Source organism: Hydrogenophaga bisanensis (assembly GCF_042665135.1).
Lineage (GTDB): Bacteria > Pseudomonadota > Gammaproteobacteria > Burkholderiales > Burkholderiaceae_C > Hydrogenophaga > Hydrogenophaga bisanensis.
Window position 1 is genome coordinate 69,792 of record NZ_JBHTBX010000014.1, and the last position, 11,987, is coordinate 81,778.

At 63.7% G+C, this 11,987-nt stretch carries 9 protein-coding genes; all 9 read right to left on the bottom strand.

Annotated features, from left to right (window positions below; all coding sequences use genetic code 11):
• Nucleotides 1-1,176 carry an acetyl-CoA C-acyltransferase gene (locus ACFQNJ_RS16885; RefSeq protein ID WP_382259644.1) on the bottom strand — a complete coding sequence of 392 codons (1,176 nt, stop codon included), beginning with the start codon at nucleotides 1,174-1,176 and terminating at the stop codon, nucleotides 1-3.
• A 33-nt stretch (nucleotides 1,177-1,209) separates the two neighbouring features.
• Nucleotides 1,210-3,318 (bottom strand): 3-hydroxyacyl-CoA dehydrogenase NAD-binding domain-containing protein, encoded by a 2,109-nt coding sequence (locus ACFQNJ_RS16890; RefSeq protein WP_382259646.1) that lies wholly within the window; start codon nucleotides 3,316-3,318, stop codon nucleotides 1,210-1,212.
• 208 nt (nucleotides 3,319-3,526) lie between these two features.
• A complete protein-coding gene (locus ACFQNJ_RS16895) occupies nucleotides 3,527-4,222 on the bottom strand; it encodes an ABC transporter ATP-binding protein (protein ID WP_382259648.1) in 696 nt (231 codons plus the stop codon).
• Between the two features lie 10 nt (nucleotides 4,223-4,232).
• On the bottom strand, nucleotides 4,233-5,027 hold the full coding sequence (locus ACFQNJ_RS16900; protein ID WP_382259663.1) for an ABC transporter ATP-binding protein: 795 nt from the start codon (nucleotides 5,025-5,027) through the stop codon (nucleotides 4,233-4,235).
• Between the two features lie 44 nt (nucleotides 5,028-5,071).
• On the bottom strand, nucleotides 5,072-6,364 hold the full coding sequence (locus tag ACFQNJ_RS16905) for a branched-chain amino acid ABC transporter permease (protein ID WP_374641466.1): 1,293 nt from the start codon (nucleotides 6,362-6,364) through the stop codon (nucleotides 5,072-5,074).
• 5 nt (nucleotides 6,365-6,369) lie between these two features.
• Nucleotides 6,370-7,398, bottom strand: a complete 1,029-nt coding sequence (locus ACFQNJ_RS16910; protein ID WP_382259651.1) for a branched-chain amino acid ABC transporter permease — start codon at nucleotides 7,396-7,398, stop codon at nucleotides 6,370-6,372.
• A 147-nt stretch (nucleotides 7,399-7,545) separates the two neighbouring features.
• On the bottom strand, nucleotides 7,546-8,778 hold the full coding sequence (locus ACFQNJ_RS16915) for a branched-chain amino acid ABC transporter substrate-binding protein (RefSeq protein ID WP_374641462.1): 1,233 nt from the start codon (nucleotides 8,776-8,778) through the stop codon (nucleotides 7,546-7,548).
• Between the two features lie 127 nt (nucleotides 8,779-8,905).
• The gene (locus ACFQNJ_RS16920) at nucleotides 8,906-10,159 is read right to left on the bottom strand and encodes an ABC transporter substrate-binding protein (RefSeq protein ID WP_382259653.1); all 1,254 of its coding nucleotides are present in this window, start codon (nucleotides 10,157-10,159) and stop codon (nucleotides 8,906-8,908) included.
• A gap of 7 nt (nucleotides 10,160-10,166) precedes the next feature.
• On the bottom strand, nucleotides 10,167-11,810 hold the full coding sequence (locus ACFQNJ_RS16925; RefSeq protein WP_382259655.1) for a 3-(methylthio)propionyl-CoA ligase: 1,644 nt from the start codon (nucleotides 11,808-11,810) through the stop codon (nucleotides 10,167-10,169).
• Nucleotides 11,811-11,987 lie beyond the last annotated feature (177 nt).

Consider the following 11,987-nt stretch of genomic DNA (forward strand, 5'->3'; position numbering starts at 1 on the left):
TTACAGGACCTCGAACACCCCGGCAGCACCCATGCCGCCGCCGATGCACATCGTCACGCACACGCGCTTGGCGCCGCGGCGCTTGCCTTCGATCAGGGCATGGCCGGTCAGGCGCTGGCCCGACACACCGTAGGGATGACCCACGGCGATGGCGCCACCGTTGACGTTCAGGCGGTCGGCCGGGATGCCCAGCTTGTCGCGGCAGTAAATCACCTGCACCGCAAAGGCTTCATTGAGCTCCCACAGGTCGATGTCGCTCATCTTCAGGCCCAGGCGCGAGAGCACCTTGGGAATGGCGAACACCGGGCCAATACCCATCTCATCGGGTTCGCAACCGGCGACGGCAAAGCCCAGGAAACGGCCCAGCGGCTGCAGACCCTTCTTCTCGGCCAGGGTTTCATCCATCAGCACGCAGGCACCAGCGCCGTCGCTGAACTGGCTGGCGTTGCCGGCCGACACCAAGCCACCGGGCAGTGCCGAGCGCAGACCGTGGATGGCGTCGAACGTGGTGCCGGGGCGGATGCCTTCGTCGTTCTCGACTGTCACCTGCTTGGTCATCAGGCCCATGACCTTGTCTGCCACGCCGGCGGTCACGGTGATGGGCGCGATCTCGGCCTTGAACAGGCCGGCTTCCAGCGCGGCGGCGGCCTTCTGCTGGCTGGCGGCGCCGTACTCGTCCATGGCGTCACGGCCAATGTTGTAGCGCTTGGCCACCTGTTCGGCGGTCTGCAGCATGTTCCAGTAGATCTCGGGCTTCTGTTTCTCGAGCGCCAAGTCCTTGAGCATGTGCTGGTTCATTTCCTGCTGCACGCAGGAGATGCTTTCCACACCACCGGCCACATACACCGAGCCTTCACCGGCGATGATGCGCTGGGCGGCCAGGGCGATGGTCTGCAGCCCGGAGGAACAGAAGCGGTTGACGGTCATGCCCGAGACGGTGATGGGCAGGCCGGCCTTGAGCGCGATCTGGCGCGCGATGTTGGCACCGGTCGCGCCTTCGGGGTTGGCGCAGCCCATGATCACGTCCTCGACTTCGGCGGCGTCGATGCCGGCGCGCTGAACGGCGTGCTGCACCGCATGGCCGCCAAGCGTGGCGCCATGGGTCATGTTGAAGGCACCCTTCCAGCTCTTGGTCAGGGGCGTGCGGGCGGTGGAAACGATGACGGCGTTGGTCATGATGAATTCCTCAAATCTTGGTGCGTGCGGTCATCAGAAGGTCTTGCCTTCGGCGGCCAGGCGGGCCAGCAGAGGCGCCGGCTGCCAGAACTGAGCGTCGTCCAGCGGGTTCTTGGCGAAGCGCTTCATGGCCTGGACCACGTTGAACAGACCGACCTCGTTGGCGTAGTTCAGCGGGCCGCCGCGGTGCACCGGGAAGCCGTAGCCGAAGATGTAGACCACGTCGATGTCGCTGGCCTTGTTGGCGATGCCCTCTTCCAGGATGTGTGCGGCCTCGTTGACCAGGCTGAACACCAGGCGCTGCACGATCTCTTCATCGGAGATCTTGCGCGGCGTGATGCCCAGGGCCTTGCGGTGCTCCTCGATCATCTGAACCACCTCGGCGTTCGGGATGGCGTCGCGCTTGCCGGGCACGTAGTCGTACCAGCCCTTGCCCACCTTCTGGCCGAAGCGGCCCTTCTCGCACAGCAGGTCGGCGGTCTTGCTGTACTTCATGTCTGGCTTCTCGACATAGCGGCGCTTGCGGATGGCCCAGCCGATGTCATTACCCGCCAAGTCGCCCATGCGGAACGGACCCATGGCAAAGCCGAACTTCTCGATCGCCTTGTCCACCTGCTCCGGGGTGCAGCCTTCGTCGAGCAGGAAGCCGCCCTGGCGGCCGTACTGCTCGATCATGCGGTTGCCAATGAAGCCATCGCACACGCCGGAGACGACGGCGACCTTCTTGATCTTCTTGGAGATGGTCATCACCGTGGCCATCACGTCCTTGGCCGTCGCGTCACCACGCACCACCTCCAGCAGCTTCATGACGTTGGCCGGGCTGAAGAAATGCAGGCCCACCACGTCCTGCGGACGCTTGGTGAAGTTCGCAATCTTGTTGACGTCCAGCGTCGAGGTGTTGGACGCCAGGATAGCCCCGGGCTTCATCACCTCGTCCAGCTTCTTGAACACGGTTTCCTTGACGCCCATGTCTTCGAACACCGCCTCGATCACCAGATCGGCATCGGCAATGTCTTCGTACTTCAGCGTCGTGCTCAACAGGCCCATGCGCTGGTCAAGCTTGTCCTGCTTGAGCTTGCCTTTCTTGACCTGGGCCTCGTAGTTGCCACGCATGACGCCCACGCCGCGGTCCAGTGCCTCCTGCTTCATCTCCAGGATGGTCACCGGAATGCCGGCATTGAGGAAGTTCATGCTGATGCCGCCACCCATGGTGCCGGCACCGATCACGGCGACCTTTTCGATCTTGCGCTGCGGCGTGTCTTCCGGCACATCGGGGATCTTGCTGGCGGCGCGCTCGGCGGTGAACAGGTGTCGCAGAGAGCGGCACTCGGACGTCCACATCAGGTTGATGAAGATTTCGCGCTCGAAGGCCATGCCGTCGGCGAACTTCTTCTTGGTCGCGGCTTCCACGGCGTCCACGCACTTGGCAGGGGCCGGGAAGTTCTTGCTCATGCCCTTGACCATGTTGCGAGCGAACTGGAAGTAGGCGTCCCCGTCCTTGTGCTTGCACGGCAGGTTGCGCACCAGCGGAAAGGCCGAACCGTCCGCGTGCTTGGCGGCCATCTCGCGCGCCAGCGCCAAGGCTTCTTCGGCCAGCGACTCGGGCGAGGCGGCCAGCTTGTCGAACAGCTTCTGCCCGGGCAGCATCGCCAGCATCTCGCTCTTGACCGGCTCGCCGCTGACAATCATGTTCAACGCGGCTTCGACACCCAGCACGCGCGGCAGGCGCTGCGTGCCACCGGCGCCGGGGATCAGACCCAGCTTGACTTCGGGCAGTGCGACATTGCAACCGGGTGCCGCGATGCGGTAGTGCGCGCCCAGCGCCAGCTCCAGCCCACCGCCCATGCACACGCTGTGCACGGCCGCGATGACGGGCTTGGTGGTGTTCTCCACCCGGCTGATGACGCTCAGCAGATTCGGCTCCTGAATCGCCTTGGGCGTCCCGAATTCACGGATGTCGGCCCCGCCGGAGAAGGCCTTGCCTGCACCGGTGAGCACGATCGCCTTGACGGCCGGGTCGTTTTCTGCCTTCTCCAGACCGTCGACGATGGCCTGGCGGGTGGACAGACCCAGACCGTTGACCGGCGGGTTGTTCAGCGTGATGACGGCCACGTCGCCGTGGACCTGGTACTCAGCGGTCATGAGATCTCCTCTGTGTGATAGGGGGAAACAGTCCGAAAAACGAACGGTCGTGCGATTTTAGAAAACTTGTGCGATGCGGCAAGGGCCACTTGTCGCATGAGAGTCATCGGCGCACGGGCAGGGTCAGAGGTGCCGTGGAACTGGCTCTGCCAGGCCACAGGCACCGCCCCCCAGTGGGGGGTGACGCCGAAGGCGGCGCGGGGGGCGTTCAGACCTCCAGCCATTCCTTGCGGGTGTAGGGGTCGGCGCGCAGGGTATCCGGCGTACCTTCAAACACGATGCTGCCATGGCCCATGACCAGCGCCCGATCCGAAATGTTCATGGCGATGGTCAGCTTCTGCTCGATCAGCAGCACCGAAATCCCGCGGGCCTTGAGCTTCTGCAGATACTCGCCCACCAGCTCCACGATCTTGGGCGCCAGGCCCTCGGTCGGCTCGTCAATGATGATCAGATCGGGGTCGCCCATGAGGGTGCGGCACAGGGTCAGCATCTGCTGCTCGCCACCAGAGAGCACGCCTGCCTCGGTGTGCTCACGCTCCTTCAGACGCGGAAACATGGCGTACATGTCCTCGAAGCTCCAGCGCGCACCCTTGCCTTTGCCCTTCTGGCCCAACAGCAGGTTCTGGTGCACCGTGAGCTTGGGGAAGATGTCGCGGTTCTCGGGCACGTAACCAATGCCCAGGTGCGCAATCTCGAACGGCTTCTTGCCGCGGACAGGTTGCCCCTTCCATTCGATGGTGCCGTCACACTCAACCAGGCCCATGATGGCCTTGGCGGTGGTCGACCGGCCAGAACCGTTGCGCCCCAGCAGGGCCACGATTTCACCCTCACCGACACCCATGCTCACACCATGAAGGACATGGCTTTTGCCGTAATAGGCGTGGAGGTTTTCGATCTTCAGCATGTGGCCTCCTTCAATGTCCGACCGCTGCGGCCTGCTCATCGGCCAGCACCGATCCCAGGTAGGCCTCCTGCACCTTCGGATTGGCCCGTACGGCCTCGGGGGTGTCGAAGGCAATCACTTCGCCATAGACCACGACGGCAATCTTGTCGGCCAGACCGAACACGACGCCCATGTCATGCTCCACCGTCAGCAGCGTCTTGCCAACCGTCACCTCGCGGATAAGGTCGATGAAGCGGCTGGTCTCGCTCTTGCTCATGCCGGCCGTCGGCTCGTCCAGCAGGATCACATTGGCCCCACCCGCGATGGTGATGCCGATCTCCAGCGCCCGCTGCTCGGCATAGGTCAGGTTCATGGCCAGGGTATCGCGCTTCTTCTCCAGCCGGATCATGTGCATGAGCTCTTCCGCACGGTTGTTGGCGTCGTCCAGATCGGCCAGGAAGCGGAACAGCGTGTAGCGGTAACCCAGGCTCCAGAGGACCCCACAGCGCAGGTTCTCGAAGACGCTGAGCTTGGGAAAGATGTTGGTGATCTGGAAGCTGCGCGAGAGGCCCAGGCGGTTGATCTCGAAGGGCTTCTTGCCGTCGATGCGGGTACCGTTGAGCAGCACCTCGCCACTGGTCGGCGCAAACCGCCCCGAGATGAGGTTGAACAGCGTGGACTTGCCGGCGCCGTTGGGGCCGATGATGGCGACCCGTTCGCCGGCCCGAACCGCCAGGTTGGCGCCACGGATGATCTCGGTCTTGCCGAAGCTCTTGCGCAGGTCACGCAGCTCCAGGGCGTAGCCCCCGGCGTGGACGTGGGTCATGGACTGCTCGAAACGGTCGGTCTCTGCGGTGGATGCGGCGCTGCTCATTGCGTCTCCCGGCGCTTGATTTCTTTCTCGATGTCGGTCTGGATGGCCGCCCACTGGCGTGAGTACTCACGCCGGGCCAATTCAAAGATGCCCAGTCCGGTGAGCGTGACGAAGACGGCACCGAACCAGCTGCTGGCGGCTTTGGCATTGAGCTCCATGCCCAGATACCGGACCGTGTCACCCATGGCGGCGTCCAGCTTGAGGTGGTAGATCATCTCGACCATGGCGCCTGCCCCCAACAGAATGACGAGAGCGGTCACGCCCAGCGCCAGGTAGGACACCCAGATCTCGCGCAGCCGGCCGAAGGACGCCACGCGCAGGTTCATCATGATCAGGCTGGCGATGCCCCCGGGGGCGTACATCACCATGAACAGGAAGATCAGGCCCAGGTACAACAGCCAGGCCTTGGTCAACTCGGACAGCAGCACCGACGCCAGCACCATCAGCACGCCACCGATGATCGGTCCGAAGAAGAAGGTGGCACCACCCAGGAAGGTGAACAGCAGGTAGCCACCCGAACGGGCTGCGCCGACCACCTCGGCCGTGACGATCTCGAAGTTGATCGCGGCCAGCCCGCCCGAGATTCCGGCAAAGAAGCCGGCGATCATGAAGGCCAGGTAGCGAACGATCTGCGTGTTGTAGCCGATGAACTCCACCCGCTCCGGGTTGTCGCGAACCGCGTTGAGGATGCGGCCCAGGGGTGTGCGGGTGAAGGCGTACATCAGTGCCACACACACGAAGGTGTAGATGGCGATCAGGTAATACACCTGGATGGGCGGACCGAAGGTGATGCCCATGAAGGGATCACCCGCGACCCGGTTGCCCGACACGCCCGCCTCACCGCCGAAGAACTCGGAGAACATCAGCGACATCGCGAACACCAGCTCGGCCATGCCCAGCGTGATCATGGCAAACGGTGTGCCAGCTTTCTTGGTCGTGACGTAACCGAACAGGATGGCGAAGAACAGCCCGGCGACGCCACCCACCAGCGGAATGAGGCTGACGGGAATCGGCATCGAGCCACTGGACACCGCGTTGAGGGCATGGATCGCCATGTAGGAGCCCAGACCGGTGTACACCGCATGGCCGAAGCTGAGCATGCCGCCCTGCCCCAGCAGGATGTTGTAGGACAGGCAGGCAATGATGGCGATGCCCATCTGGGTGAGCATGGTCACCGACAGGCTGCTGGTGAACAGCTTGGGCGCCACCAGCAGCACCAGGGCGAACAGCGACCAGATGATCCAGCGGCCGACGTTCCAGGGTTTGAATTCGTAATGGGTCTTGGACATGTTCATCAGCCTTCGCGGGTGCCCAGCAGCCCCTTGGGCCGGAAGATCAGGATCAGCACCAGGAACAGGTACGGCAGGATGGGCGCCACTTGGGACAGGGTCAGCTTGAGCACCGAGTTCTCGAGCATCGCGGCGCTGGGCTCGATGCCCAGTTGCTGCACGAAGCTGATGAACGAGTAGTCGATGCCCACGGCAAAGGTCTGGATCACACCGATGAGCAGGGAGGCCAGGAAGGCGCCGGAGAGTGAGCCCATGCCACCGACCACCACCACCACGAAGATGACCGAACCCACCGTGGCGGCCATGGCCGGCTCGGTCACGAAGGTACTGCCCCCGATGACGCCCGCCAGCCCGGCAAGCGCTGTACCGGCACCGAAGACCAGCATGAACACCCGTGGCACGTTGTGTCCCAGGCTCTCCACCATTTCGGGGTGCGTCAGCGCTGCCTGGATCACCAGACCGATGCGGGTGCGTGTCAGCAACAGCCATAGCGACACCAGCATCAGCACCGCCACCAGCATCATGAACCCACGTGTGGCCGGAAAGGGCGAGCAGATGACGCCTTCAGCGCTGCAGACCGCCTGGCCGGCCGCGCCCCAGACCATGCTCAGACTGTCGTTGGCGTGATGCACCAGCGTGAACGCCGGTCCGCGCAGGACCTCCGGTGGAGGAAAGTCCACCGCTGTTCGCCCCCAGATCAGCTGCACGAGTTCCAGCACGATGTAGGACAGGCCGAAGGTGACCAGCAACTCCGGCACATGGCCGAACTTGTGCACCTTGCGCAGGCTGGCGCGCTCAAACAGGGCACCGAGTGCGCCAACCATCAGCGGTGCGATCACCAGGGCCGGCCAGAATCCGACCAGATCGGTCATGGTGTAGCCGATGTAGGCACCCACCATGTAGAAGCTGGCGTGAGCGAAATTGAGCACGCCCATCATGCTGAAGATGAGGGTCAGCCCCGAACTCAGCATGAACAGCAGCAGCCCGTAGCTGACGCCGTTGAGCATGGAGATGATGACGAACTCCAGGGACATGGGATCCGGCCTTTGCGCAGTGAACCGGCGGGTCAGCACATTGCTGACCCGCACCAATGACTTTCAAGGGAAGTCGGGCAACCGCCGAGGTTACCCGCCTGCCGGGACGGCGACATGGACCGTCCGGCAGCTGGCGACGCGAACCGGTCAGCCAGGACGCTTCATCTGGCAGCTGGTCGGGGTGCTGGCCACGAAGGACGGGAACTCCTTGACCGGCGCCAGCGTCATGCCGGTGTTTTCAGGGCTGTAGGGATACTTCTGGTCAGCCTTCTGCCAGACCGTCAGGTACAGCGGCTGCTGCAGCTGGTGATCGGTCTTGCGCATCTCGACTTCGCCGTTGTAGTTGTTGACCTTCAGGCCCTCCATGGCGGCGGCCACCTTCACAGGATCGGTCGACTTGACTTTGGCCATGGCGGTGGACAGCACGTTGAAGGCCGACGGAATCGCGCCGGTGAACATGTCGTCCTTGTACTTGGTCTTGAACTCGGCCATCCACTGACCCATCTGGCCACCCATGTTGTAGTGGGAATAGGCCACCTGGAAGACGCGGCCCTCGCCACCCGTGCCCAGAGCCGTCGGGGTCCCCGTCACGCCGGTGTAGTAGGTGTAGAACTTGCCGGTATAGCCGCCCTCGTTGGCCGCCTTGATCAGCAGGGCCAGATCCGAACCCCAGTTGCCGGTGATCACGGTGTCGGCGCCCGAAGCCTTGATCTTGGCAATGTAGGGCGCAAAGTCACGCACCTGGGCCAGCGGGTGCAGGTCCTCGCCCACGATCTTCACGTCGGGGCGCTTGCGGGCCAGGTTCTCCTTGGCGAACTTGGCCACCTGCTGGCCGTGCGAGTAGTTCTGGTTCAGCAGGTAGACCTTCTGGACGTCCTTCTGGTCCTTCATGTAGGTGGTCAGCGCCTCCATCTTCATGGACGTGTCGGCGTCAAAGCGGAAGTGCCAGTAGCTGCACTTGCTGTTGGTGAAGTCAGGGTCCACCGCGGCGTAGTTCAGGAACACCACCTCCTTGCCGGGGTTGCGTTCGTTGTGCTTGTTGACGGCCTCGATCAGCGCACCCGCCACCGATGAGCCATTGCCCTGGGCGATGTAACGCACGCCTTGGTCCAGCGCCGCCTTGAAGGCATTCAGACTCTCGGCCGGGCTGAGCTTGTTGTCGAAAGCCACGATCTCGAACTTCACACCGGCCGGGTTGCTGGCAGTGAACTTGTCAGCAAAGTACTGCCAGCTTCGCATCTGGTTGAGCCCCAGAGGCCCCATCAATCCGGTCTGCGGATCGATCAGGGCGATCTTGACCGTCTCGCCCTTCTGGGCGAAGGCAGAAGACAGGCTCAGGGCCAGGGATGCGACAGCGATGGTTTTGAGTGCAAAGCGCATGAATAGTCTCCAGGGTGGGCGAAAACCCCAGCGTACCCGCTGCCTGTAAGCTTGAACTCAGGGATTGCCCTAGCCCCTATCGCACAGGTGACTGTGCGCTCACACAACAATAGCAGGCTAGCCGCGCTCAGGGGCGAAGCATCTGGCACGTGGGGTCGCGGGCAATCTCGCTGGCCGGCATGAAATCCACCGGCACAAAGGCGTGTCCCGTGCCCTCGGCGGTGTGCTCGCGCGGACCCTCCAACTTCTGCCAACGGGAGATGTACACGCCTTTCTGCAGCTGATGGTCGTCCGCGCGCATCGACACCGGACCATTGAACCCGCGGAAGATCGCGCCACTGAGCCGGGCGGCCACCTGGACCGGATCGCTTGAACCCACATGACGGAAGGCATGCTGCAGCATCATGATGCCGTCGTAGGCCGCGTAGACCACGAAGTCCTCGCCATATTCGCGCCGGAACCGCAGCGCCAGTTCACTGATCTCGCCTTCCTGCCGCGTGTGGTTGGTGGCCACCTGATACACGGGCAGCCGCTCACCCGATGTGGCCAGCAGGGCCGGTGTGCCCGGCAGCGAGGGGTAGTAGGAATAGACCGGAATCCAGAGCTTGTGGGCCTGCATCGATTGCACCAGGCGGCGAAAGTCGACCCCCCAGTTGCCGGTCACCACCGCTTGGGCATCCGATGCCTTGATCCGGCCCACATAAGCGCTGAAATCCTCCAGCGAAAACGCGGGATGCAACTCATCGCCCACCACCTGAACGGCCGGGGCCTCCTGCTGGATGTCCTGCCGGAAATACAGGGCAAACTGCTGCCCGTGGGCATAGTTCTGGTTGAGCAGCCACACGCGCGTCAAGTCAGGCTGTCGGCCCAGGTGGCGGGTCAGCGCCCGCATCTTCATGGACGTGTCCGCGTCGATCCGGAAATGCCAGTAGCTGCATTTCTCGGCGGTCAGCGCCGGGTCCATCGCCGCGTAGTTGATGAGGATGACGGCCTTGTCAGGAAAACGGGTGTTGTGACGGGTGATGGCCTCGGACAAGGCAGCCGCGACACCCGATCCATTGCCCTGGATGATGTAGCGGAACCCCTGGTCGATCGCCGCCTTCAGGGCGTTGACGCTTTCCTGCGGCGACGCCTTGTTGTCAAAGCCGGCCACCCGGATGGGGGGCCCGCCATGGAGGCGACCGAGTTCCCGCGCCATGAACTGCCAGCTGCGCAGGCTGTTGCGACCGATGTCGGACGCAGGGCCGGACAGCGGGTCGATGAAGGCCATGCGCACCACTCCAGCGCTGCGCGGGGGCTGCGCACGGACCCAGGGGCTGGCGCAGGAAGCCGCCAGCACCCCCAGCAAAGCATCCCGCCGCCGCCACTGGCGCATGGCCATCAGCTCGTCACAGACCGGGCAGCTTGTAGTCCGCCAGTTGTTGACGCAGGGTCATCTTCTGCATCTTGCCGGTGGCACCCAGCGGAATGGCATCGACAAACACCACATCGTCCGGGATCTGCCATTTGGCGATCTTGCCCTCGTAGAAGGCGAGCAACTCGTCGCGCGAGACCTCGGTGCCGGGCTTCTTGACCACCACCACGATGGGCCGCTCGTCCCACTTGGGGTGCCTCATGCCGATGCAGGCCGCCATGGCCACCGCAGGGTGGGCCATCGCAATGTTCTCGACGTCGATCGAGCTGATCCACTCACCGCCGGACTTGATGACGTCCTTGCTGCGGTCGGTGATCTGCATGAAACCGTCGGCGTCGATGGTGGCCACATCACCCGTGGGGAACCAGCCGCGGCCGGCCGCGTCGTACTTGAGCGGGTCACCGCCCTCGCCCTTGAAGTAGCTGGCGATGATCCACGGGCCGCGCACCAGCAGGTCGCCGTAGGCCTTGCCGTCCCACGGTTGTTCCACACCGTCCTCGTTGACAATCTTCATGTCGACGCCGAACACGCTGCGGCCCTGCTTGAGGCGCACCTTCAGCTTCTCGTCGGCCGGCATCGCCACCTGCGCGTTCTTGAGCGTGCAGACCGTGCCCAGCGGGCTCATCTCGGTCATGCCCCAGGCGTGCAGCACCTCGACCCCGTACTGGTCGTTGAAGGCGTTGATCATGGCCGGTGGGCAGGCCGAGCCTCCAATCACGGTTCGGGTGAGGGTGCTGAACTTCAGACCGTTCTGCTGCATGTGGCCCAGCAGCATCTGCCACACGGTGGGCACACCGGCGGCCATCGTCACCTTCTCGCCCTCGATCAGTTCGTAGACCGACTTGCCATCCAGCGCCGGGCCGGGAAAGACCAGCTTGCAGCCCACGGCGGCGGCCGAGTACGGCAGGCCCCAGGCATTGACGTGGAACATGGGCACCACCGGCAGGATGGAATCGCGTGCCGAGCAACCCAAAGCATCGGGCAGCGCCGCGCCGTAGGCGTGCAGCAGCGTGGAACGGTGCGAATACACGGCGCCCTTGGGATTGCCGGTGGTGCCGCTGGTGTAGCACATGCTCGACGCGCAGTTCTCGTCGAACTCGGGCCAGGTGTAGGTGTCGTCCTGACCACCGATCCAGGCCTCGTAGCTCAGCAGATTGGGGATGCCACTGTCGGCCGGCAGCTTGTCGGCGTCGCACAGCGCCACCCAGTGCTTGACACCCGGGCATTTGCTCCAGACCGCCTGCACCAGCGGCAGGAAAGTCATGTCAAAGCACAGCGCGCGGTCGTCGGCGTGGTTGACGATCCAGACCAGCTGCTCGGGGTGCAGACGCGGATTCAAGGTGTGCAGCACGCGCCCCGAGCCGCTGACGCCAAAGTACAGCTCCAGGTGACGGTAGCCGTTCCAGGCCAGGGTGCCCACGCGCTCGCCGAAGCCCAGGTGCAGGCTGTCCAGCGCATTGGCCACCTGGCGCGCACGGCGGGCCACCTGACCCCAGGTCGTGCGGTGGATGTCGCCCTCCACCCGCCGCGAGACGATTTCCGTGCTGTGGTGGTGGCGGTCGGCGTGAACGATGAGATTCGAAATGAGCAGCGGTTGGCTCTGCATCTGGCCCAGCATGGGTATCTCCTGATCAGGGTGGTTAGGCAAACGGCCTTAAAAGAACGGTCTGGAGTTGACCCGGTTCCGTGGACACATCATGCTTTGTGTTCAAGGAGTCACCAATGTCCAAAGTACGACCGCCCTACCCGGCGGAGTTCCGCCAGCAGATGGTCGAGTTGGTTCGAGCCGGCCGCT